The organism is Thermus igniterrae ATCC 700962 (assembly GCF_000376265.1).
Classification (GTDB): domain Bacteria; phylum Deinococcota; class Deinococci; order Deinococcales; family Thermaceae; genus Thermus; species Thermus igniterrae.
In genome coordinates this window covers 47,777-68,973 of sequence record NZ_AQWU01000062.1, presented here as the reverse complement: position 1 = coordinate 68,973, position 21,197 = coordinate 47,777, and the positions used below count along the sequence as shown (strand labels likewise).

At 69.7% G+C, this 21,197-nt stretch carries 20 protein-coding genes; 15 read left to right on the top strand and 5 right to left on the bottom strand.

The genetic code is table 11. The annotated features are described in order from the left end of the window. Together B128_RS0106650 and B128_RS0106645 are read right to left on the bottom strand one after the other, a co-directional pair. On the bottom strand, window positions 1-367 hold a 367-nt coding region (locus B128_RS0106650), incomplete at its 3' end, for a heat shock protein transcriptional repressor HspR (RefSeq protein WP_018111503.1). A gap of 41 nt (window positions 368-408) precedes the next feature. After that, window positions 409-1,167 carry an IclR family transcriptional regulator gene (locus tag B128_RS0106645; protein WP_026175079.1) on the bottom strand — a complete coding sequence of 253 codons (759 nt, stop codon included), beginning with the start codon at window positions 1,165-1,167 and terminating at the stop codon, window positions 409-411. Between the two features lie 98 nt (window positions 1,168-1,265). On the opposite strand from B128_RS0106645, the gene aceB reads away from it, so the two are divergent. From aceB to B128_RS0106610, 7 genes are all read left to right on the top strand, one after another. Beyond that, entirely contained in the window at window positions 1,266-2,828 is a 1,563-nt protein-coding gene (gene aceB, locus B128_RS0106640) for a malate synthase A (RefSeq protein ID WP_018111501.1), read from the top strand. Window positions 2,829-2,895: 67 nt separating this feature from the next. Next, a complete protein-coding gene (locus tag B128_RS0106635; RefSeq protein ID WP_018111500.1) occupies window positions 2,896-4,281 on the top strand; it encodes an FAD-linked oxidase C-terminal domain-containing protein in 1,386 nt (461 codons plus the stop codon). Beyond that, entirely contained in the window at window positions 4,268-5,314 is a 1,047-nt protein-coding gene (locus tag B128_RS0106630) for an FAD-binding protein (RefSeq protein ID WP_018111499.1), read from the top strand. Before B128_RS0106635 ends, B128_RS0106630 begins: the two co-directional genes overlap by 14 nt. Window positions 5,315-5,318: 4 nt before the next feature. Beyond that, window positions 5,319-6,587: a glycolate oxidase subunit GlcF gene (gene glcF, locus B128_RS0106625; RefSeq protein ID WP_018111498.1), complete on the top strand. Its 1,269-nt coding sequence runs from the start codon at window positions 5,319-5,321 to the stop codon at window positions 6,585-6,587. Window positions 6,588-6,602: 15 nt separating this feature from the next. Beyond that, window positions 6,603-7,823, top strand: coding sequence for a glycerate kinase type-2 family protein (locus B128_RS0106620; protein ID WP_018111497.1), 1,221 nt, complete (start codon window positions 6,603-6,605; stop codon window positions 7,821-7,823). 27 nt (window positions 7,824-7,850) lie between these two features. Continuing rightward, window positions 7,851-8,969 carry a radical SAM family heme chaperone HemW gene (hemW, locus tag B128_RS0106615; protein WP_018111496.1) on the top strand — a complete coding sequence of 373 codons (1,119 nt, stop codon included), beginning with the start codon at window positions 7,851-7,853 and terminating at the stop codon, window positions 8,967-8,969. 27 nt (window positions 8,970-8,996) lie between these two features. After that, entirely contained in the window at window positions 8,997-9,404 is a 408-nt protein-coding gene (locus B128_RS0106610) for a PaaI family thioesterase (protein WP_026175077.1), read from the top strand. On the opposite strand, the gene B128_RS0106605 is transcribed toward B128_RS0106610, so the two are convergent. Next, window positions 9,401-9,790: an NADH-quinone oxidoreductase subunit 15 gene (locus tag B128_RS0106605; RefSeq protein ID WP_018111494.1), complete on the bottom strand. Its 390-nt coding sequence runs from the start codon at window positions 9,788-9,790 to the stop codon at window positions 9,401-9,403. The genes B128_RS0106610 and B128_RS0106605 overlap by 4 nt on opposite strands. Window positions 9,791-9,820: 30 nt before the next feature. Continuing rightward, window positions 9,821-10,894: a radical SAM protein gene (locus tag B128_RS0106600; RefSeq protein ID WP_018111493.1), complete on the bottom strand. Its 1,074-nt coding sequence runs from the start codon at window positions 10,892-10,894 to the stop codon at window positions 9,821-9,823. Window positions 10,895-10,951: 57 nt separating this feature from the next. On the opposite strand from B128_RS0106600, the gene B128_RS0106595 reads away from it, so the two are divergent. Genes B128_RS0106595 through wecB form a run of 4 tightly spaced genes read left to right on the top strand, consistent with a single transcriptional unit; the run spans window position 10,952 to window position 14,628 of the window. Then, window positions 10,952-11,794: a phosphotransferase family protein gene (locus B128_RS0106595; RefSeq protein ID WP_026175076.1), complete on the top strand. Its 843-nt coding sequence runs from the start codon at window positions 10,952-10,954 to the stop codon at window positions 11,792-11,794. 10 nt (window positions 11,795-11,804) lie between these two features. Continuing rightward, window positions 11,805-12,431, top strand: coding sequence for a uracil phosphoribosyltransferase (gene upp / locus B128_RS0106590; RefSeq protein ID WP_018111491.1), 627 nt, complete (start codon window positions 11,805-11,807; stop codon window positions 12,429-12,431). Next, window positions 12,428-13,513 carry an MraY family glycosyltransferase gene (locus tag B128_RS0106585; RefSeq protein WP_018111490.1) on the top strand — a complete coding sequence of 362 codons (1,086 nt, stop codon included), beginning with the start codon at window positions 12,428-12,430 and terminating at the stop codon, window positions 13,511-13,513. The genes upp and B128_RS0106585 overlap by 4 nt, the downstream gene beginning before the upstream one ends. After that, window positions 13,510-14,628, top strand: coding sequence for a non-hydrolyzing UDP-N-acetylglucosamine 2-epimerase (gene wecB, locus B128_RS0106580; RefSeq protein ID WP_018111489.1), 1,119 nt, complete (start codon window positions 13,510-13,512; stop codon window positions 14,626-14,628). Before B128_RS0106585 ends, wecB begins: the two co-directional genes overlap by 4 nt. Here wecB and B128_RS0106575 read toward each other — a convergent pair. Continuing rightward, the gene (locus B128_RS0106575; protein WP_018111488.1) at window positions 14,603-15,799 is read right to left on the bottom strand and encodes an MFS transporter; all 1,197 of its coding nucleotides are present in this window, start codon (window positions 15,797-15,799) and stop codon (window positions 14,603-14,605) included. The two genes, wecB and B128_RS0106575, sit on opposite strands and share 26 nt — an antisense overlap. Before the next feature lie 71 nt (window positions 15,800-15,870). On the opposite strand from B128_RS0106575, the gene B128_RS0106570 reads away from it, so the two are divergent. The 4 genes from B128_RS0106570 (at window position 15,871) to B128_RS0106555 (ending at window position 21,178) form a co-directional block, all read left to right on the top strand. Continuing rightward, entirely contained in the window at window positions 15,871-16,962 is a 1,092-nt protein-coding gene (locus B128_RS0106570; RefSeq protein ID WP_018111487.1) for a site-2 protease family protein, read from the top strand. A 54-nt stretch (window positions 16,963-17,016) separates the two neighbouring features. After that, window positions 17,017-18,000, top strand: a complete 984-nt coding sequence (locus tag B128_RS0106565) for a TAXI family TRAP transporter solute-binding subunit (protein WP_018111486.1) — start codon at window positions 17,017-17,019, stop codon at window positions 17,998-18,000. A 61-nt stretch (window positions 18,001-18,061) separates the two neighbouring features. Further along, the gene (locus B128_RS0106560) at window positions 18,062-20,176 is read left to right on the top strand and encodes a TRAP transporter permease (protein WP_018111485.1); all 2,115 of its coding nucleotides are present in this window, start codon (window positions 18,062-18,064) and stop codon (window positions 20,174-20,176) included. Window positions 20,177-20,200: 24 nt separating this feature from the next. Further along, complete coding sequence (locus B128_RS0106555; RefSeq protein ID WP_026175075.1) at window positions 20,201-21,178, top strand: TAXI family TRAP transporter solute-binding subunit; 978 nt, start codon at window positions 20,201-20,203, stop codon at window positions 21,176-21,178. Window positions 21,179-21,197: the final 19 nt, after the last annotated feature.

The window sequence follows — 21,197 nt, the reverse complement described above, 5'->3', positions numbered from 1 at the left end:
CCTTGGGGGAAGGCTTTTCCGTCTCCCCGGGGGCGGGGAGGGCCCGGCGCTCCAGGGCCTCAAAGCGGGCCCCAATCTCCCGCTTAAGCCGGGCCACCTCGGCCTCAAAGCGGGCCTGCAGGGCCTCCAGCTCCGCCCTCAGCCGCATGATCTCCTCCACCCCCGCCAGGTTCACCCCAAGCTCCTGCGTAAGCCGGCGGATCTCCCTCAGCCGCTCAATGTCCCGCTCCGAGTAAAGCCTGGTCTTCCCCCCAGACCGCCGCGGCTTGATNAGCCCCTTCCGCTCATACAGCCGCAGGGTCTGCGGGTGCATCTCCACCAGCTCCGCCGCCACCGAGATCACGTAAACGGGACGGTCCTTGTCCATGGCCCTTAGCTCCTCCCGCTAAAGCCTCCTAACCCATCTCATTATACGGCTCCTGTGTATCCCAGACGCAAGGAAGCCCTGCGGGCGGCCTCCACCACCCGGGGGGCCAGGCGGTGGGCTTCCGCCAGGGAGAGGCGGCTGCTGGGGGCCGAGAGGGAAAGGGCGGCCACCACCTCCCCCCCGGGACCAAAGACGGGGGCGGCCACGCAACGCACCCCAAGCTCCCTCTCCTCGTTATCCAGGGCGTAGCCCCGCCTCTGCACCTCCGCCAGCTCCGCCTCGAGGTCGGCAAGGCGGGTGAGGGTGTGGGGGGTATAGGGGGTGAGGGAAAGCCCCTCGGGTACCCCCCGGTAGGCCAGGAGGACCTTGCCCACCCCGGTGGCGTGCAGGGGAGCCCGGGAGCCCGGGGCGGTGAAGAGGCGCACCAGGCGTCCCCCCGGCACCTGGTCCAGGTAGAGGGCCTCGAGGCCCGCGGGCACCGCCAGGTTCACGCTCTCCCCCAAGGCGGCCGCCAGGGCCTCCATCTCCGGGCGCACCGCCTGCAGGAGGCTCCCCCGGGGATAGGCCTGGCCCACGGCGAAGGCCCGGGGGCCCACCCGGTAAACCCCCCCCACCTCCTCCACGAACCCCCGGCGGGCCAGGGCCTGGAGGAGGCGGTAGAGGGTGCTCTTGGCAAACCCCGTGCGGGCCGCCAGGGCGGAAAGCCCTGCCTCCCCCACCTCCCCCAGGGCCTCCAGCACCGCCAAGCCCCTTTCCAGGGTCTTCACCTCCCCAGCACCCTTGGCGCGAGGCCGCGGCATGGTCCCCAGGGTAGCACCCGCGGTAGCGTTTTTCAACATTCAAAAAACCATTTTGTTTCTTGACAAACCCCTCCCCCCTCCCGTAGGCTCAGGCCACCATGAAGGGCGTGGAAATCACCAAGGACCATCCCCTCCTGAAGGAGGTGCTCACGGAAGAGGCCCTCAGGTTCGTGGTGGCCCTGCACCGGGAGTTCAACCCCGTGCGCAAAGCGCTTCTAGAGCGGCGGCAGGCCCTCTGGGAGCGGTACAAGGCCGGGGAAAAGCCGGACTTCCTGGAGGAGACCGCCTTCGTGCGGGGCGGGAACTGGAAGGTGGCCGAGGCCCCCAAAGACCTCCTGGACCGCCGGGTGGAGATCACTGGCCCCGTGGACCGGAAGATGATCGTGAACGCCCTGAACTCCGGGGCCAAGGTCTTCATGGCGGACTTTGAGGACGCCCTCTCCCCCACCTGGGACAACGTGATCACCGGGCAGAAGAACCTCATGGACGCCGTGCGCCGCCAGATTGACTTCGTGAGCCCGGAGGGCAAGGCGTACCGGCTCAAGGAGAAGGTGGCCACCCTGGTGGTGCGCCCCCGGGGCTGGCACCTGGTGGAAAAGCACGTCCTGGTGGACGGGGAGCCCATCTCGGCCAGCCTCTTTGACTTCGGGCTCTACTTCTTCCACAACGCCCACGAGCTCCTCAAGCGGGGGTCTGGCCCCTACTTCTACCTGCCCAAGATGGAAAGCCACCTGGAGGCCCGCCTCTGGAACAACGTTTTCAACTTCGCCCAGGACTACCTGGGGATTCCCCGGGGCACCATCCGGGCCACGGTGCTCATTGAGACCATCCTGGCGGCCTTTGAGATGGAGGAGATCCTCTATGAGCTCAAGGAGCACGCCGCCGGGCTGAACGCGGGGCGGTGGGACTACATCTTCAGCTGCATCAAGAAGTTCGCCACCACCGCCCCCATCTTCCCCGACCGGGCCCAGGTCACCATGACCGTGCCCTTCATGAAGGCCTACACCGAGCTTCTGGTCAAAAGCTGCCACATCCACGAGGCCCACGCCATCGGGGGGATGGCCGCCTTCATCCCCAGCCGTAAGGACCCCGAGGTGAACGAGCGCGCCTTCCAGCAGGTGCGGGCCGACAAGGAACGCGAGGCCGGCCAGGGCTTTGACGGCACCTGGGTGGCCCACCCCGACCTGGTGCCGGTGGCCATGGAGGTCTTTGACCGCCACCTGGGGGAGAAGCCCCACCAGAAGCACGTGAAGCGGGAGGACGTCCAGGTGAGCGCCCAGGACCTCCTCAACTTTGCGGTGCCGGGGGGGAAGGTGACGGAGGCGGGGCTCAGGAACAACATCTCCGTGGCCCTGCAGTACCTGAACCAGTGGCTGCTTGGCAACGGGGCCGCGGCCATCTTCAACCTCATGGAGGACGCCGCCACCGCGGAGATCAGCCGGGCCCAGCTGTGGCAGTGGGTGCACCGGGGGGCCACCCTGGAGGACGGCCGCACGGTGACCCCGGAGCTCTACCAGCAGATCAAGGAGGAGGAGCTTCAGAAGCTGGGCGGGCGGGAGGCCGGGCGGTACAAGGAGGCGGAGGAGATCCTGGACCGGCTGGTGCTCTCCGAGGCCTTCATAGAGTTCCTCACCCTGGTGGCCTACGAGTACCTGGACTAGGGGAAACCCCTGAAGGGGCGGGGCAGGGCCCCGCCCTTTGGGCTAAAGTAGGGAGGAGGAGGCCAAGATGGGCTTTTTGGAGGAGTTAAGGGCCCTTTTTCCCCCGGGGCGGCTTCTCACCAAGGAGGCGGAGCTTGCCCCCTACGAGTCCGATGCCCTTACCGCCTACCGCAAGCGCCCCCTGGCGGTGGTCCTGCCCCAGCGCAAGGAGGAGGTGGTGGAGGCCGTGCGCCTCTGCCACCGCCACGGCGTCCCCTTCGTGGCCCGGGGAAGCGGCACCAGCCTCTCGGGGGGCTCCTTGCCCGTGGAGGGGGGGCTGGTCATCGCCCTGAACCGCATGAACCGCATCCTGCGGCTGGACCCCAAGGCCCGCATCGCCGTGGTGGAGCCTGGGGTGGTGAACCTGGAGGTCTCCCGGGCCGCGGCCCCCTACGGCCTCTACTACGCCCCCGACCCCTCCAGTCAGCCCATCTCCACCATCGGGGGCAACGTGGCCTTCAACTCCGGGGGGGCCCACTGCCTGAAGTACGGGATGACGGCCAACCACGTCCTGGGGCTGGAGGTGGTGACCCCCGAGGGGGAGGTGGTGCGGCTGGGGGGGGAGGGCCTGGAGGGGGTGGGGCCGGACCTCCACGGCTTCTTCGTGGGCACGGAGGGGCTTTTGGGGGTGGCCCTGGAGGTCACCCTGCGCCTTCTGCCCAAACCCGAGGCCTACCACACCCTGCTGGCGGCCTACGGGAGCCTCGAGGCCGCCGGGGAAACCGTGAGCCGCATCCTCCGCCAGGGCCTCCTCCCCGGGGCCATAGAGATCATGGACCGCCTGGCCATTGAGGCCGCGGAGGCCGCGGTGAAGGCGGGCTACCCCCGGGCCGAGGCCCTCCTCATCGTGGAGCTGGAGGGCCCCAGGGAGGAGGTGGCCGAGGAGGCCCGGGTCCTGGAGGCCCTCATCCGGGAAAGCGGGGCCCAGGAGGTGCGGGTGGCCCGGGACGAGGCCGAGCGCCAGGCCATCTGGAAGGGGCGCAAGGCCGCCTTCAGCGCCGTGGGCCGCCTCTCCCCGGACTACATCGTCCAGGACGGGGTGGTGCCCCGAAGCCGCCTGGCCGAGGCCCTGCGGGAGATCGGGCGGCTCTCCCAGGCCTACGGCCTCCGGGTGGCCAACGTCTTCCACGCCGGGGATGGGAACCTCCACCCCCTGGTCCTCTACGACGGCAAGAAGCCCGGGGAGCTGGAGCGGGCCGAGGCCCTGGCCGGGGAGATCCTGCGGCTTTGCATCCAGCTGGGGGGCTCCCTCACCGGGGAGCACGGCATCGGGGTGGAGAAGAAGGCCTACATGCCGGAGATGTTCGCCAAGGAGGACCTGGAGGCCATGGAGCGGGTGAAGCGGGCCCTGGACCCCAAGGGCCTGGCCAACCGGGGCAAGGTCCTCCCGGAGGTGGCCCATGGCCGGGGTTAGGCCGGAAAGGGTGGCCGAGGTCCAGGAGGCGGTGCGCCTCCATCCCCGCCTGCGGCCCCGGGGGGGCGGGACCAAGCCCGCCCTCTCCACCCCCCGGGAGGGGGAGGTGGCCCTGGACCTATCGGGGCTTCGGGGCATCCTGGCCTACGAGCCCGAGGAGTTTGTCTTCACCGCCTACGCGGGCACGCCCCTCCAGGAGGTGGAGGAGGCCCTGAAGGCCCACGGCCAGTACCTGCCCTTCCACCCACCCCTGGCGGGCCGGGGGGCCACCCTGGGGGGCACGGTGGCCGCGGGGCTTTCTGGTCCCTTGAGGGCCCGCTACGGGGGGGTGCGGGACTTCCTCCTGGGGGTGCGCTTCGTGGACGGGGAAGGCCGGCTGGTGCGGGGCGGGGGCCAGGTGGTGAAAAACGCCGCCGGCTTCCCCTTCCACCGCCTCATGGTGGGGGCCTTGGGGGCCTTTGGGGTCATGGTGGAGCTCTCCTTCAAGGTCTTCCCCCGCCCCCAGGCCACCCGCACGCTCCGGGTGGAGATGGAAAGCCTGGAGGCGGCCCTGGAGGCCCTGGAGAGGCTGAGGCTTTTGCCCCTGGACCTTCTGGCCCTGGACCTGGTGCCCCCCGGGAGGCTGGAAATCCGCCTTGGGGGCTTTCCGGAAAGCCTCCGGTCCCGCCTGGAGCGCCTGCAGGCCCTCCTGGGCCGGGAGGGGGAGGTGCTGGAGGAGGACGAGGCCCACTGGGAGGCGGTGCGGGACCTGGCCTTCCTGGAGGAAAGCCCTATCTGGGCCAAGGTGCCCGCCGGGCTAGCCCTCATCCCCCGGCTGGAAGGCCTGCCCCTGGGTCCAAGGCGCTACCTGGACGGGGGTGAGGTGCTCTACGCGGGACTGGACGGGGAAGGCCTGGAGGCCTTAAGGCGGGAAGGTCTTCCCTACCTGGTGCTCAAGGGGGCCGAAGACCCCCTCTTCCCCCCACCCCCCGCCCCCTTCTTCCACCGGCTTAAGGAGGCCCTGGACCCCAGGAGCCGCTTTCCCTTAGGGTGAGACCATGCAACACCGGATTCCCGTGGAAACCCTGGGCAAGGAGGGCGAGGTGATGGCCCACGCCATAGAGGCCTGCGTGCACTGCGGCTTCTGCCTGCCCACCTGCCCCACCTACGTGGTCCTGCAGGAGGAGATGGACTCCCCCCGGGGGCGCATCTTCCTCATGAAGGAGGTGCTGGAGGGAAACCTCCCCCTGGAGGAGGCCCTGCCCTACCTGGACCGTTGCCTGGCCTGCCAGGCCTGCGTCACCGCCTGCCCAAGCGGCGTGCCCTACGGGGAGCTCATCGCCGCCTTCCGCCTCCACACCGAGGAAAAGCGCCACCGCTACCCCCTGGAACGGGCCTTCCGGTTGGCCCTCCTGCGCACCCTGCCCCATCCCGAGCGCTTCCGGCCCCTGGCGGCCCTGGGCGTGGGGCTCAAGCCCCTCCTGAAGCCCCTGCCCCTGCCCAAAGCCCTAAGGGCCCCCCTGGAGCTTCTCCCGGAGCGCCTGCCCAAGGAGGCCCCCTACCCGGAGGTCTACCCCGCCAAGGGGGAACGCAAGGCCCGGGTGGGCCTCCTCCTGGGGTGCGCCCAGCGGGTGCTCCGTCCCTCCATCAACGAGGCCACCCTGCGGGTACTCCAGGAAAACGGGGTGGAGGTGGTCCTCCTCAGGGAGCAGGCCTGTTGCGGGGCCCTCAACCTCCACGCCGGGGACAAGGAGGGGGCCAGGGCCCTAGCCCGGCAGAACCTTAAGGCCTTCCGGGAGGTGGAGTACGTGGTGACCAACGCCGCCGGGTGCGGCTCGGGGATGAAGGAGTACCCCCTCCTCTTCCTGGGGGAGCCCGAGGAGGAGGAGGCCCGGCGCTTGGCGGCTAAGGTAAAGGACCTCACGGTGATCCTCGAGGCGCTGGGCTTCACCCCGCCCCCACCCCCGCCAAGGCCCCTGCGGGTGGCCTACCACGATGCCTGCCACCTGGCCCACGCCCAGGGGGTGCGGGAGGCCCCCCGGCGCCTTCTGAAGGCGGCGGGGGTGGAGGTGCTGGAGCCCAAGGAGTGGGAGCTCTGCTGCGGGAGCGCCGGCACCTACAACCTCTTCCAGCCGGAGATCGCCGCGGCCCTGGGCCAGAGGAAGGCGGCCAACCTGAAGGCCACGGGGGCGGAGCTGGTGGTCACGGGCAACATCGGCTGCCTCACCCAGATCCAGGCCCATCTGGACCTTCCCGTCCTGCACACGGCAGAGCTCCTGGCCCTCCTCTATGCGGGCAAGGACCCCCTCCTCGAGACCCTGGCCTGAGGGCCTCACAAAGGGATGGAAGCCCTCCTGAAGGAAGCCTTCCTCCAGGCCCTGGAGGCCACCCACCCCTACGGCCTCACGGCAAGGCGCCTCCCTTCTTGGAAGCCGGACCTCATCCTGGCGGTGGGCAAAGGGGCGGCCCCCATGCTCCAGGCGGCTCTGGACCGCTACGGAAGGGTGCCCTACCACCTCACCCTGCCCAAGGGGCAGGAGGCGGGAGGGCTCGAGGCCGTTTTCGCCCGGCATCCGGTGCCCGATAGGGAAAACCTTCGGGCGGGGGAGGAGGTCTTAAGCCTCCTCCAGGCCCTACCGCCCAAGGCCCGGGTCCTGGCCCTGGTCTCGGGGGGAGGAAGCGCCTTATGGTGTGCCCCCGCTGGGGTCAGCCTGGAGGCCAAGCAGGCCCTCACCGAAGCCCTCCTTAGGAGCGGGGCCAGCATCCGGGAGGTGAACGCCGTGCGCAAGCACCTCTCCCGCCTCAAGGGGGGAAGGGCCCTCCTGGCCACCCGGGCCAGGGTCCACGTCCTCCTCCTCTCCGACGTGCCGGGGGATGACCCCAGCGTCATCGCTTCCGGGCCCTTCCACCCCGACCCCAGCACCTACGCCGAGGCCCTGGCCGTCCTGGACCGCTACGGCCTGGACCTTCCCGAGGTGCGGGCGGCCCTGGAGCGGGGGGCTCGGGGGGAATACCCGGAGACGCTCAAGCCGGAAGACCCCGCCCTAAGGCGGCTTTCTTGGCGCCTGGTGGGCACCAACCTGGACCTCCTGCGTGCGGCCCAGGCCTTTTTGCGGCGGGAAGGCCACAAGGCGGTGATCCTCTCCGACCGCTTCGGCGGGGAGGCCAGGGCCCTGGCCCGCTTCCACGCGGAGCTGGTGGGGAGCATCCGCGCCCACGGGCTTCCCTTCCGCAAACCCCTTTTCCTCCTCTCCGGGGGAGAGGCCCAGGTGCGGGTGGTGGGCCGGGGGCAGGGAGGGCGGAACCTGGAGTTTCTCCTGGCCCTTTACGCCCATCTGGAAAGTCCCCTCTACGCCCTGGCCGCGGACTCCGATGGCCTGGACGGGAGCTCGGGGGCCGCAGGAGCCCTCCTCACCCCCGGGGTCTGGGCCAGGGGGCTGGACCCCAGGCCCTACCTGGCGGAAAACAACAGCCTGGGCTTCTTTCGGGAAGCTGGCACCCTCCTCCGGACCGGCCCCACCGGCACCAACCTCAACGACTTCCGCCTCCTTTACGTAGACTGAGGGGTGGCCCGCCGGCCCGGGAGGACCATGGCCAGCCTTTACGTGCACGTCCCCTTCTGCCCCACCCTCTGCCCCTACTGCGACTTCCACGTGGTGCGGCGGGGCCCGGGGTGGGTGGAAGCCTACCTTAGGCGCCTTAGGGAAGAGGCCCAGGCCCTCCACGCCGCCTACCCTGAGCCCCTGAAGACCCTCTACCTGGGCGGGGGCACCCCCAGCTACCTGCGGGAGGGGGAATTGGTGGCCCTCTTCCAGGCCCTTCCCTGGGAGCTGGCCCGGGGGGCCGAGGTGACCCTCGAGGCCAACCCCGGCACCCTGAGCCGGGAACGCCTCCAGCTCCTCAAGGAGCTAGGGGTGAACCGCCTCTCCCTGGGAGTGCAGAGCTTCCAGGACCCCGTCTTAAAGTTCCTCGGCCGGGCCCACGGGCGCAAAGGAGCCCTGAGGGCGGTGGAGATGAGCCTGGAAGCGGGGTTTCGCGTCTCCATAGACCTCATCCTGGGCCTGCCCATGCAGGACCTGGAAAGGGACCTAGAGGAGGCCGCCCACCTGGGGGTGGGGCACATTTCCGCCTACACCCTGCAGGTGGAAAAGGGCACGCCCTTGGCCCTCCTGGGCCTGGAGGAGGACCCCGAACGGGAAGCCTGGGCCATGGAGCGGGCCGAGGCGGTGCTGGGGGAGGCCGGGCTTTTGCGCTACGAGGTCTCCAACTTCGCCCGGCCCGGGGAGGAGGCCCGCCACAACCTGGTCTACTGGCGGGCCGGGTTCTGGCTGGCCCTGGGCCCGGGGGCCACGGGCCAGTACCCGGGCGATGGCCCGGCCTACGCCCTTCGGCGCACCAACCCCCCGCTTCCCCGCTGGCTTGGGGGAGAACCCCCCGCGGAGGAGGCCCTGAGCCCCCTGGAGTACGCCAAGGAGGCCCTCATGCTGGGCCTGCGCCTGCGGGAAGGGGTGGAGGTGGACCTCCTGGAGGCCCGGACCGGCCTTCCCCTCTGGGAGGCCCTGGAGGCCACCGCCCGGGGCCTGGCGGAGGAGGGGCTCCTGGTCCTGGAGGGCAGGGGCCTCCGGCCCACCCGGGAGGCCTTTTTCGTGCTCCACCGGGTGGTGCTGGCCCTATGGGAGGCCCTTGACGCCTTGCCGGTCCGCCCCTAAACTTTGACCCAGTTCAAGGAGGTGGGCATGGACCTGTTGGAGTTGGGTAGGGAGGTCCTGCGGGCCCAGCCCTTCAGCCGCCACGTGGGGGCGGAGCTGGTGAGGGCAGGCCCTGAGGGGGTGGAGTTCGCCCTGGCCGTGGGCCCGGAGCACCTGCAGCACTTGGGGACGGTGCACGGAGGGGTGATTGCCACCCTCCTGGACAACGCCCTCACCTTCGCCGGGGGGATGGCCCTGGGCCCCCAGCCCCAGGTGCTCACCGTGGAGTTCAAGGTGAACTTTGTGCGCCCGGCCCGGGGAGGGCGGCTCACGGCCACCGGACGGGTGGTGCACGCCGGAAAACGGCTGGCGGTGGTCCAGGGGGAGGTCTACGCCGAGGAGGAAGGGGAAAGGCGGCTCGTGGCCCTGGGCCAGGGGACCATCGCCCAGGTCTAGGCGAAGGCCAGGGCCTCCCGCGCCCGGTCGGCCAGGGCGAAGAAGCGCTCCTTGGTGAGGGGCACCTTGCCCGTCACCAGGCCCTTGCCGGGCTCGTAGTGGGCGTGCAGGTGAATGTGGGCCCGGGGAAGGCGGAGTCCGATGCGCTTGAGCTGGGCGTGGCGGGGGGAGACGTCGGCCAGCAGGAAGGGCTCCCCCAGGGCGTCGGACAAGGAGGCGGTCATGATGGTGGTGGGCAGGTCGTAGGGCCTCTCCATGCGGTAGATGAAGTCGGGGAAGTCGGCCTCCTTCTCAAAGCGCACGCCCTTGGCCTGGGCGTACTCCCGCATCCAGGAGAGGAGTTCCACCCAGGCCTGGTAGAGCTCGCGGTCGTGGGAAGCGCTCATGGCCTGAGTATACCCCCTGGCCCCAGGGGGCTAGTAGAGGAACTCCCGGATATCGTAGCGGGCCACCTTCAGCCCCAGGCGGCGCAGGGCAGAGGCCCAGGCCCGCACCTCCCCCTCCACGTCCGCCAGGGCCTCGAGGCCCAATTGGGCGTAGGGTGTGCCCGGAGCAACCTGGAAGGGGGAAAGGTAGACCACGTCCTCCGGGGTAAGGGGGAGCCCGGCCAGAAGGGCCAGGCTGTCCCGGAAGTGGGCGGCGGCAAAGGGAGCCCCCCCCGCCCCCACCATGAGGATTACCCCCAGGCTCAGCCCCGCCTCCTTGAGGGCCCGGACCAGGGGCAGGGCCTCCCGGGGGTGGCCCGGCTTCTGGAGGAGGGCCAGAAGGGGGGCGTGCCCGGTCTCCAGGCCCAGGTAGACCCGCCGCAGGCCCAGGGCGCGAAGCCGCCTCCACCAGGAGGCGGGCCTCCTGAGGCCGGTGAAGAGGTCCAAAAAGCCCAGGACGGGCTCCCCGGGAAAGGCCTCCCCCACCGCCTCCAGGAGGGGGAGGAGGGGTTCGGCCAGGGCCAGGGCGTTGCCGTCCGCCAGGAAGACCCCCCGGCGCAAAAGCCGCCCCCGGCCCAAAAGGGCCAGCACCCGCTCCACGTGCTCCCGGAAGGCCTCAGGGCTACGCTTTTGGAAGGGGCGGTCCTGGTAAAAGGAGCAAAAAGCGCAACGGTTCCAGCTACACCCCGTGGTGGCCTGGAGGACCACGCTGAGGTAGGCGTCCGGGGGCAGGATGGAGACCGGCCAGGCGTAGGCCCGGCGGTAGGGGGTGGGGTCCAGGAGCCCCTCGGGGGTCCAGGCCAGGACCTCGGCCCGGCGCCCGGGGTCTTGGAGGTGGGCCGCCGCCAGCTCCAGGACCTCCCGGTAGACGACTAGGGCCTCCTCCTCGGCCAGGCGTCTCCGCCTCCTCTCCCCATCCCGGAAGCGCAGGTGGAGGCTTCCGTCCAGGGCGCGCTTGAAGGTAAGGCCCTGGCGGAAGTAGTGGTAGGGCCGGCCCTCCCGGTCAAAGGAGACCACCCTGTCCCCCAGGGCGAGGAGGGTGGCCTCGGGGCGCAGGAGCTCCACGCCCTCAGGTTACCCTGGGGGCTTAAGCCCTGGCAGGAGGCCTTTAGAATAGGCCCTGTGGCGCTTCCGGCCCTGAAGGGCCTCCTCTCCCCCCAAGCCCTGGCCCGCCTCACCCCCCTGGGCGGCTTTGAGGCCCGGGTCTACACCGACGGGGAGCGGGTCTACAAGGTCTACCAGGCCCCCGAGGCCCACCTGGCGGCCCTCGAGGCCCAGCGCATGGCCCGGGCGGGGCTGGGAGGCTTCGTCCTGGGCGTGGAGCGGGTGGAGGGGCTGGGGGTTCTCATCACCCGCCGCTTCCCGGGAAGGCCCTTCTCCCCCGAGGCCTTCACCCCCAGGACCCTGGCTGCCCTCTCCCACCTCTTCCTCACCCTCCACCGCCTGCCCGAGCCCGGGTACGTGGGCCGGGAGGAGCTCCTGGCCCGGCTGGAGCGCTTCGCGGAAAGCCTCTTTGACCTGCCCGAGGCCCTGGCCCTCATCAGGGCCCTCAAGCGGGAGGTGGACCTGGCCGCCGGGGCCGAGCGGCGCTTCTGCCACCGGGACGCCTGGGCAGGCAACCTCCTGGTGAAGGAAGGAGGCCAGGAGGGCCCGGAGGTGATGCTGGTGGACTGGGTCCGCTCGGGAGGGGACGACCCGGCCCGGGACCTGGCCCTCCTGAAGACGGGGAGCCTGGACCTCCTGGGGGAAGCCCCGGCCCGGGAGGCCCTCTTCCGCCTGGCCCGGCTCTACCCCCTGGAGGTGCGGGCGCGCCTGGCCTTCTACGTCCCCCTCACCTACCTCCATGACCTCCACTGGTTCCGCACCAAGCACCCCGAGGGCTTCCAGGAGGCCCTTCGGGAAAAGCTCCCCCGGGCGGAAAGCTTCCTCAGGGACTGCCTTCCCCGAAGGGGGCAGGCATGTTAGGCTCTGGGGGATGAGGATCACCCTGGTGGACCATCCCCTGGTCCAGCACAAGCTGGCCCACCTCCGGGACAAGCGCACGGGCGCCAAGGACTTCCGGGAGCTGGCCGAGGAGCTTTCCCTCCTCATGGCCTACGAGGCCATGCGGGACCTGGAGCTCACGGAGACCACCGTGGAGACCCCGGTGGCCCCGGCCCGGGTGCGGGTGCTCTCGGGGAAGAAGCTGGCCCTGGTGGCCATCCTGCGGGCGGGGCTGGTCATGGTGGAGGGCATCCTCAAGCTGGTACCCCATGCCCGGGTGGGGCACATCGGCCTCTACCGCGACCCCGAGTCCCTGAAGCCCGTGCAGTACTACGCCAAGCTCCCCCCGGACATCGCCGAGCGCCGGGTCTTCCTCCTGGACCCCATGCTGGCCACCGGGGGAAGCGCCAGCCATGCCCTTTCCCTGTTGAAGGAACGGGGGGCCAGCGGCATCAAGCTCATGTGCATCATCGCCGCCCCCGAGGGGCTGGAGCGCATCGCCAAGGACCACCCCGACACCGAGGTGGTGGTGGCGGCCATTGACGAGCGCCTCAACGACCACGGCTACATCGTCCCGGGCCTGGGGGACGCCGGGGACCGCATCTACGGGACGAAATGACCGAGCTCCTCCGCCGCATCGGCATCGCCGAGCCCTCGGGCACGGGCTGGCTCACCGTGGTCTTCGCCTTCCTGCTGGCCCTCTTCTTCACCTGGCGCTTCATCCCCCAGGTGCGCCGCTTTGCCCTCAAGGTGGGCTGGGCCGACCAGCCCAACGAAAGGCGGCTCAACCGCGAGCCCCTGCCCAACGCCGGGGGGCTGGCCGTCTACGCCGGCGTGGTCCTGGCCCTGGTGGCCGCGGCCTTCCTAAGGCCCATCCTGGTGGAACAGGTCCTCATCCAGGTGCTGGCCATCCTCCTCGGGGGGGCCTGGCTGGTCCTGGTGGGCTTCATTGACGACCAGTTCGGCCTGCCGCCCCTCTTCCGCCTCTTCGTGCAGACCCTGGCCGCCCTCCTCCTCATGGCCGTGGGGGTGCGTTTTGAGGCCGCCTTCGGCACCCCCCTGGACCCGGCCCTGGGCCTCTTCCTCACCTGGCTCTGGGTGGTGGGCATCACCAACGCCCTGAACCTCATGGACGGCCTGGATGGCCTGGCAGGGGGCATTGCCTTCATCAGCGCCATGAGCCTCCTCTTCGTGAGCGCCCAGTTCCCCTACTGGGCCGCGGGCACCCTGGTCCTGGCCGCCCTGGGGGGGGCGGCCCTGGGGTTTTTGCGGCACAACCTGCATCCCAGCCGCATCATCCTGGGGGATGCCGGGGCCTACTTCCTGGGCTACACCCTGGCGGCCACCGCCCTTTTGGGCAACCTCAAGCTCACCACCTTCCTGGGCCTCCTGCCCCCGGCCCTCTTCCTCCTCCTGCCCATCCTGGACACCACCCAGGTGGTGGTGCGCCGCCTCCTCAAGGGGCAAAACCCCCTGGCCACCCCCGGAAAGGACCACCTCCACCACCGCCTCCTGGCCCGGGGGCTCTCCCAGCGGCGGGTGGCCTTCGTCCTCTGGGGGGTGGCCCTCCTTTTCAACCTGCTGGCCATGGTCTACCTGGGAATGCCTAAAGAAGCCATCCTGGCAAGCCTTCTGGCCACCGTGGCCGGCCTGAGCTGGGTGACCTACCGCCGGCTACGCGCCCTTTGGAGGGGGGAATGAAGCGGGTCGTCCTGGCCTTCGGTACCCGGCCCGAGGCCACCAAGATGGCCCCGGTCTACCTGGCCCTCAAGGACCTACCCCACCTCAAGCCCCTGGTCCTCCTCACCGGCCAGCACCGGGAGCAGCTTAGACAGGCCCTTTCCCTTTTCGGCATCCAGGAGGACCGCAATCTGGATGTAATGCAAGAACGCCAGGCCCTCCCCGACCTGGCCGCCCGCATCCTGCCCCAGGCGGCCCGGGCCCTGGAGGAGATGCGGGCGGACTACGTGCTGGTCCACGGGGACACCCTCACCACCTTCGCCGTGGCCTGGGCCGCCTTCCTGGTGGGCCTGCCCGTGGGCCACGTGGAGGCGGGCCTGAGGAGCGGCAACCTCAAGGAGCCCTTCCCCGAGGAGGCCAACCGCCGCCTCACCGATGTGCTCACCGACCTGGACTTCGCCCCCACCCCCCTGGCCAAGGCCAACCTCCTCAGGGAGGGCAAAGGGGAGGAGGGCATCCTGGTCACGGGGCAGACGGGGGTGGACGCCGTGCTCCTGGCCGCCCGCCTAGGCCGCCTCCCCCAGGGGCTCCCCCCGGGGCCCTACGTGACCGTCACCATGCACCGGCGGGAGAACTGGCCCCTTCTTCCAGAGCTGGCCCGGGCCCTCAAACGGGTGGCCGAGGCCTTCCCCGAGCTCACCTTCGTCTACCCCGTGCACCTGAACCCCGTGGTGCGGGAGGCGGTCTTCCCCGTGCTGAAGGGGGTGAGGAACTTCGTCCTCCTGGACCCCCTGGAGTACGGCCCCATGGCCGCCCTCATGCGGGAAAGCCTCCTCCTGGTCACCGACTCCGGGGGGCTACAGGAGGAGGGGGCCGCCCTGGGGGTGCCGGTGGTGGTGTTGCGCAACGTGACCGAAAGGCCTGAGGGGCTGGAGGCGGGCATCCTCAAGCTGGCGGGCACCGAGCCCGAAGGGGTCTACCGCACGGTGAAGGGCCTCCTGGAAGACCCCCAGGCCCTGGCCCGCATGCGGGCCGCCCCCAACCCCTACGGGGACGGCAAGGCCGGGCAAAGGGTGGCCCAGGGGGTGGCCTGGCGGCTCGGCCTTGGGCCTAGGCCGGCGGACTGGCGCCCTTAGGCCAGGGCCGGAGCTGGTAAAGGCCCACCAGGAACACCCCCCCGCCCAAGGCTAAGGCGGCCAGCCGCCCCCCCAGAAGCTCAAAGAGAAGCCCCGTGAGGTAGGCCCCCAGGGGGCCGGTGCCCAGCATGACCAGGCTGTAGACCGCCATGACCCGGCCCCTAAGGCGGTCGGGCACGGAGAGCTGCACCAGGGTATTGGCGTTGATGAGGACGGAGATCATGCCAAACCCCCCCAGGGCGAGGAAGAGGGGCACCCAGGAGGCCTGGGGCAGGAAAAGCCCCAGGTGGGCCAGGGCCAGGGCGAAGACCCCCAGGAGAAGGCGGCCTGGCCTGGGCCTTCCCGTGAAGGCCATGACCAAGGCGGCCCCCAAGGCCCCCACCCCCACGCTGGAGACCAGGAAGCCGTAGCCCGTAGCGGAAAGCCCCAGGACCAGGCGGGCGTAGGCGGGCACCAGGGTCTGGAAGTTCATGCCCAGGAGGCTGGCAAAGAGCACAAGCCCCACCACCCTTCGCACCAGGGGGTTTTCCAGGACAAAGCGCACCCCCTCCAGGGCCTCCCGGAGGAAGCGGCCGTCCCCCTCCCCGGCCGCGGGGCCCGGGGGTACGCCCCGGAGGACCAAAAGGAGGGGGAGAAAGGACAGGGCGTTGGCCAGATAGGCCATGCCCACGCCAAAACCTGCGATGAGGAGACCGGCCAAGGCTGGTCCTAAGAGGCGGCTTAGATTGAAGCCGAAGGAGTTGAGGGCGATGGCCCCCGGGTAGCGTTCCCGGCCCGCCAACTCCACGGTGAAGCTCTGGCGTACGGGCAGGTCCATGGCGTTCAGGGCCCCGTAGAGGAAGGCGAAGAGGAGCACGTGGCCGTAGCGCACCCAGCCGGTGAGGATGAGAAGGGCCATGAGGAAGGCCAGAAGCATCATGCCCCCCTGGGTGAGGAGGAGGAGGTGGCGCTTGGGGTAGCGGTCCGCCAGGACCCCGGCGGGGAGGGAGAAGAGCAAGGAGGGCAAAAACTGCAGGGCCACCACCAGGCCGAGCCGTTCCGCACTTCCCGTGAGGAGGAGGACCAGCCAACCCTGGGCCGCCGCCTGCATCCAGGTGCCCATCTGGGAGGTGAAGAGGGCCAACCAGTAGGTGCGGTAGCGGGTGTCCCGGAGAAGGGCGAGGGCCAGCACCCCCCTATCCTACCCCTGACTGACCGGTCATTATCAAGCCGAGGCCCTGGGGAAGGGGCCTATACTGAGGCATGTTCGGCCGTGGGTTTCCCCTTTTCCGCCTCCTGGGGATCCCCATCCACCTGGACCCCTCCTTCCTCCTGGTCCTCCCCCTGCTGGCCTTCCTCATCGGTAGCAACCTGCCCCTTTACCTGGAGCTCTTCGGCCTACCCCAGGACCCTGGGCTTCTGATGGGTCCTTGGCCCTTCCTCCTGGGCCTTCTGGCCGCCTTGGGGCTTTTCCTCTCCGTGCTCCTGCACGAGCTAGGGCACGCCCTGACCGCCCGGCGCTACGGGGTGGAGACCCGGCGCATCACCCTATGGCTTCTGGGGGGCATGGCCCAGATGGAACGGCTCCCCAAGGAGCCCCGGAGGGAACTGGCCGTGGCCCTGGCAGGGCCTCTGGTGAGCTTCGCCCTGGCCCTCCTCTTCCGCCTGGGCCGGGTGGAGGCGGGGGCCTTGGGCTTCCTCACCCACTACCTGGCCCTGGTGAACCTCATGCTGGGCCTTTTCAACCTCCTCCCCGCCCTGCCCCTGGACGGGGGTCGGGTCTACCGGGCCCTCCTGGCCCTGCGCAAGCCCTACCTGCAGGCCACCCGCCAGGCGGCCGCCCTAAGCCAGGCGGTGGCCCTGGCCCTGGGGCTCTTTGGCCTGGTGGTCTTCAACCCCTTCCTGATCCTCATCGCCTTCTTCGTGTACATGGCCTCGAGGGCCGAGGCTGAGTCCACCCTCCTGGCCCAGGCCCTGGAAGGCCTCAAGGTGCGTGACCTGATGACCCAAGACCCCCTCACCGTTCCCCCCGAGCTGAGCGTCCGGGAGGTACTGGGGCTGGCGCTAGCCCACCGGGTCTCGGGCTTCCCCGTGGTGGAGGGGGAAAGGGTTTTGGGAGTGGTGGGGCTGGAAGGGCTGGACGGGGCCGACCCCCAAGCCCCCGTGGGCCGCTACCTCCAACCCCCCCTGGTCCTCTCCCCCGAGGAGGAAGCCCTTACCGCCTTGGAGCGGATGGCGGAAAGAAACTACACCCGGGCCCTGGTGGTGGAAGGGGGGCGCCTCCTGGGCATCCTCAGCAAGACGGATCTCCTGAGGGCCTTCCAGGTAAGGCTTCTCGGCCTCTCCCGGCCTTGACAGACCTACGGGGGTGGGGTAGGTTAGGGGCGCAAAAGTATACGGGAGGTGGCCATGAAGAAAGCCTTTATACTCATCGGTCTTGCGCTTCTGGGCCTGGCCCTGGCCCAGAAGCCCAGGGTGGTCATCGGCACCGGGAGCACCGGCGGCGTCTTCTTCTACTACGGCACCGCCATGGCCGACATCCTCAACAAGGCCGGGGTGGTGGAGGCCCAGCCGGTGCAGACCGGGGGGTCTTACGACAACCTGCAACTCCTGCGCGACCGCACGGGGGGCGGCACCTACTACTGCGCCCTCACCACCACGGACTCCGCCTACGTGGCCTATACCGGGGAGGAGCCCCGCTTCAAGGATCGGCCCGCCAAGGCCCAGCGGGTCCTCTTCTACATGTACCCCTCCTTCATCCACATCGTGACCACGGAGAAGGCGGGCATCAAGGTGGTGCAGGACCTGAAGGGCAAGCGGGTCTCCACTGGCCAGCCCGGTTCCAGCACGGAGAACCTGGCCCTTCTGGTCCTCCAGGGGGCAGGGGTGAAGGTGGAGAGCTTCGCCAAGCGGGAGCGCCTGCCCGTGGCCGAGGGGGCCAAGGCCCTGGCCGAAGGCACCCTGGACGCCTTCTTCTGGGTGGGGGGCGTGCCCACCAGCTCCATCGTGGAGCTCTCCCAGACCCTGGCCCGCAAGGGGGACCGGGTGTACCTCGTCCCCGTGGACCCCAAGAGCACCACCGCCCAGGTGGTCATGAAGCGCTTCCCCGGGCTGGTGGACACCTACACCGTGCCCAAGAGCGTCTACAACACCCGCACGGATGTGCCGGGTCTGGCCACGGGCAACGTGGTGGTCTGCCCCGAAAGCCTCCCCGCCGAGGCCGGCTACGCCATGGTCAAGGCGGTCTTTGAGAACCTGGACACCCTGCGCACCGCCGTGGCCGCGGCCAAGGACACCAGCCTCGAGGCCACCGCCAAGCTCTACGGCAAGCTCCCCATCCCCTTCCACCCGGGGGCCGAGCGCTACCTGAAGGAGAAGGGCCTCATCAAGTAGTCCCAAGCCGCGCCCGGGTGCCCTGGGCCTCCCCAGGCCCCGGGCGTTTTCGGAGGCAAGGATGGAACTGGAACGCCCCACAACCCCTGAAACCCCCTTGGCCCGGCTCACCCGCTGGGTGCTGATCCTGGGGGCCCTCTACAGCCTCTACCTGGTCCTCCACCCCTTCACCCCCCTGGCCAGGGCGGAGATCCCCATCCTGGACATCGTCCAGCTACAGCGGAGCACCCACGTGCTCTTCCTCCTCTTAGGAGGGTACCTGGTCTCCTTCTACCTGCCCAGGAAGCGCACCCTGGGCGCCTGGATCTACGCGCTTTTCACCCTGGTCCCCCTCTACAACTTCCTCTTCCCCAGCGTGCCCGGGGTCAGCCTCCCCTGGGAGGCCAAGGCGGTGGGCCTCCTCTACTGGGGGGTGGCGGTCCTGCCGGCCCTTCTGCCCGGCCTGAAGCGCCCCGCCGACCTCCTGGCGGTCCTCCTGGCCCTCTTCCCTACCCTGTACCAGCTCCGCTACTTTGAGGAGCTGGTCTACCGGGCGGTGCTGCCCCAGCCCTGGGACATGGCCATGTCCTTCGGCCTCATCATGCTGGTCCTGGGGCTGGTGTACCGGCTTCTGGGCCCGGTGATGCCGGTCCTGGTCCTCTTCTTCTTCAGCTACAACCTCTACGCTAACCTCTTCCCCGGGGCCTTCAAGGGAAGCCCCCAGGGGATTGACCTCCTCCTGGGCAAGACCTTCAACGAGACGGAGGCCGGCATCTACGGCCTCATCACCGGGGTTTCCGCCAAGTACCTGGTCTACTTCACCCTGCTTTCCGGGATGATCGGGGCCCTAGGCCTGGGCAGGGTGGTGGCCAACTACGCCCTGGCCCTGGTGGGCAAACACCCCGCCACCCCGGGCCGGGTCACCGGGGTGGCCAGCGTCTTCATGGGCATGTTCTCGGGCAGCGGGGCCGCGGACACCCAGTTCGTGGCCGCCCTCACCAAGCCCCTCTACGAGCGGGCAGGGTACGAGCGTCTCATCGCCGCCGGCCTGGTGGCCACCGCCGGCACCATCGCCCTCATCACCCCCCCGGTCCTGGGCTCCATCGCCTTCATCATGGTGGAGATCCTCCAGATCCCCCTCCTGAAGGTGATCGTCATGACCATCGGCCCCGCCCTCCTCTACCTCACCACCGTCCTGGCCTTCAACGAGTTCTACGCCCGGAAGGCAGGGCTGAAGGCCGTGGCCCCGGAGCTGGGCATGAGCCGGAGGCGCTACCTCCTGCGCTACGGCTTCATCTTCCTCCCCATCCTCCTCATCGTGGCCATGCTCTACCTGGGGTACGAGGTGCGCACGGCCGCCAGCCTGGCCCTGGTCCTCTTCATCGTCCTCACCTACCTGGACCCCACCTTAAGGCCTAGGGGGGTTGGGCCGGTCCTCGAGGGGCTGGCCGAGGGCTTCCGCACCCTCCTGCCCATCGGCACAGCGGTGACCGCCGCCAACCTCATCTTCGCCATGATGGTCATCTCCGGCCTGCCCTCCAAGTTCAGCCAGCTCCTGCAGCAGGTCTCCGGGGAGAGCCTCCTCCTGGCCACCCTCATCACCGCCGTCTTCAGCCTGGTCCTGGGGATGGGAGTGCCGCCCACGGCCACCTACGTGCTCACCTCGGCCCTCACCGCCCCGGCCATCATCGCCTTGGCCAAGGAAAACGGCATCCCCGAGTCCGCCGCCATCTTCGCCACCCACATGTTCCTCTTCTACTACGCGGTCCTGGCGGACGTGACCCCGCCGGTAGCCCTTTCCGCCTACGCCGCCAGCAGCGTCTTCGGCACCAACCCCCTCCAGACCGGGGTGTACGCCGCCCGGGTGGCCCTGTCCAAGTACCTGGTGGGCTTCTTCTTCCTCCTCTCCTACTCGGGTACCGCCTTGCTCATCGTCCCCGTCCTGGAGAACTCCCCGCCGGCCGAGGCCTGGGCGATGATCCTGGAGCGCTTCCTCTCCGTGGCCGCGGGCATCATCTACCTCTCGGCCTCCGGGGCCGGGTACACCCGCAGGCCCCTAAGGCGCTGGGAGGCCTGGACCCTGGGCCTTCTGGCGGTGATGCTCTTTGTCCCCTACGGTCCCCTGAACCTCCTGGCTTTCCTCCTCGGCCTCCCCTTCTTCTTCAAGGGCTTGACGCCGGCGGGAAAGGGGGCTTAGGGTAGGAGCGAAAGGAGAAAGGCTATGAGAGGCGTGTTGCTTGCCCTTTTGGCCCTGTTGGGTATGGCTGCGGCCCAGAAGCCCCGGGTGGTCATCGCCACCGGGGGGGTGGGAGGGGTGTACTTCTACTACGGCACCACCCTGGCCGAGGTCTGGAACAAGGCCGGGGTGGCCGAGGCCCAGGCCATCCAGACCGCGGCCTCCATCGACAACCTCCTCCTCCTGGAAACCCGCACCGGCGGCGGGACCTTCTACTGCGGCACCGTGCTCCCCGACTCCGCCTACCTGGCCTTCACCGGGCAACACGAGCGCTTCCGGGAAAGGCCTGCCAAGAGCGCCCGCATCCTCTTCGCCATGTACCCCAACTTCCTGCACATCGTGGCCCGGGAGGGGTCGGGAATCCGGGTGGTGCAGGACCTGAAGGGCAAGCGGGTCTCCACCGGGGCCCCGGGCTCGGGCACCGAGGTGGAGGCCCTCCTGGTGCTCCAGGCGGCGGGGCTTTCCCCCAAGGACTTCGCCAAGCAGGAGCGCCTGGGGGCCCAGGAGAGCGCCAACGCCCTGGCGGAGGGCAACATTGACGCCTTCTTCTGGTCCGGGGGGCTACCCACCGGGGCCATCACCGAGCTCTCCGCCGCCCTGGCCCGGAAGGGGCAACGCATCTACCTGGTGCCCCTGGACCCCAAGAGCACCGTGGTCCAGACCTTCCAGCGGCGCTTCCCCGGCCTGGCCGGGCCCGGGGTAATCCCCAAGGCCACCTACGGGGCCCGCACCGACACCCCCACCCTGGCCTTCTGGAACCTCTTCGTCTGCCCCGAGAGCCTGCCCGCTGAGGCCGCCTACGCCCTCACCAAGGCCACCTTTGAAAACCTGGCCACCCTGCGCCAGGCGGTGGCCGCCGCCCGGGACACCAGCCTGGAAAATGCGGTGCGCTTCGTGGGGGGCACCATCCCCTACCACGAGGGGGCCTTGCGCTACTTCCGCGAGGTGGGGGCGCTCCGCTAGGGCCAGCCGCCCTTGAGCC

Excerpts from the sequence above, each read along its gene's own strand:
- B128_RS0106620 (WP_018111497.1), top strand. The coding sequence starts at position 6,603 with ATGGAAGCCCTCCTGAAGGAAGCCTTCCTCCAGGCCCTGGAGGCCACC.
- aceB (WP_018111501.1), top strand. The coding sequence starts at position 1,266 with ATGAAGGGCGTGGAAATCACCAAGGACCATCCCCTCCTGAAGGAGGTG.
- upp (WP_018111491.1), top strand. The coding sequence starts at position 11,805 with ATGAGGATCACCCTGGTGGACCATCCCCTGGTCCAGCACAAGCTGGCC.
- B128_RS0106610 (WP_026175077.1), top strand. The coding sequence starts at position 8,997 with ATGGACCTGTTGGAGTTGGGTAGGGAGGTCCTGCGGGCCCAGCCCTTC.
- B128_RS0106565 (WP_018111486.1), top strand. The coding sequence starts at position 17,017 with ATGAAGAAAGCCTTTATACTCATCGGTCTTGCGCTTCTGGGCCTGGCC.
- B128_RS0106585 (WP_018111490.1), top strand. The coding sequence starts at position 12,428 with ATGACCGAGCTCCTCCGCCGCATCGGCATCGCCGAGCCCTCGGGCACG.
- B128_RS0106605 (WP_018111494.1), bottom strand. The coding sequence starts at position 9,790 with ATGAGCGCTTCCCACGACCGCGAGCTCTACCAGGCCTGGGTGGAACTC.
- B128_RS0106645 (WP_026175079.1), bottom strand. The coding sequence starts at position 1,167 with ATGCCGCGGCCTCGCGCCAAGGGTGCTGGGGAGGTGAAGACCCTGGAA.
- hemW (WP_018111496.1), top strand. The coding sequence starts at position 7,851 with ATGGCCAGCCTTTACGTGCACGTCCCCTTCTGCCCCACCCTCTGCCCC.
- B128_RS0106560 (WP_018111485.1), top strand. The coding sequence starts at position 18,062 with ATGGAACTGGAACGCCCCACAACCCCTGAAACCCCCTTGGCCCGGCTC.
- B128_RS0106630 (WP_018111499.1), top strand. The coding sequence starts at position 4,268 with ATGGCCGGGGTTAGGCCGGAAAGGGTGGCCGAGGTCCAGGAGGCGGTG.
- glcF (WP_018111498.1), top strand. The coding sequence starts at position 5,319 with ATGCAACACCGGATTCCCGTGGAAACCCTGGGCAAGGAGGGCGAGGTG.
- wecB (WP_018111489.1), top strand. The coding sequence starts at position 13,510 with ATGAAGCGGGTCGTCCTGGCCTTCGGTACCCGGCCCGAGGCCACCAAG.
- B128_RS0106555 (WP_026175075.1), top strand. The coding sequence starts at position 20,201 with ATGAGAGGCGTGTTGCTTGCCCTTTTGGCCCTGTTGGGTATGGCTGCG.
- B128_RS0106635 (WP_018111500.1), top strand. The coding sequence starts at position 2,896 with ATGGGCTTTTTGGAGGAGTTAAGGGCCCTTTTTCCCCCGGGGCGGCTT.
- B128_RS0106570 (WP_018111487.1), top strand. The coding sequence starts at position 15,871 with ATGTTCGGCCGTGGGTTTCCCCTTTTCCGCCTCCTGGGGATCCCCATC.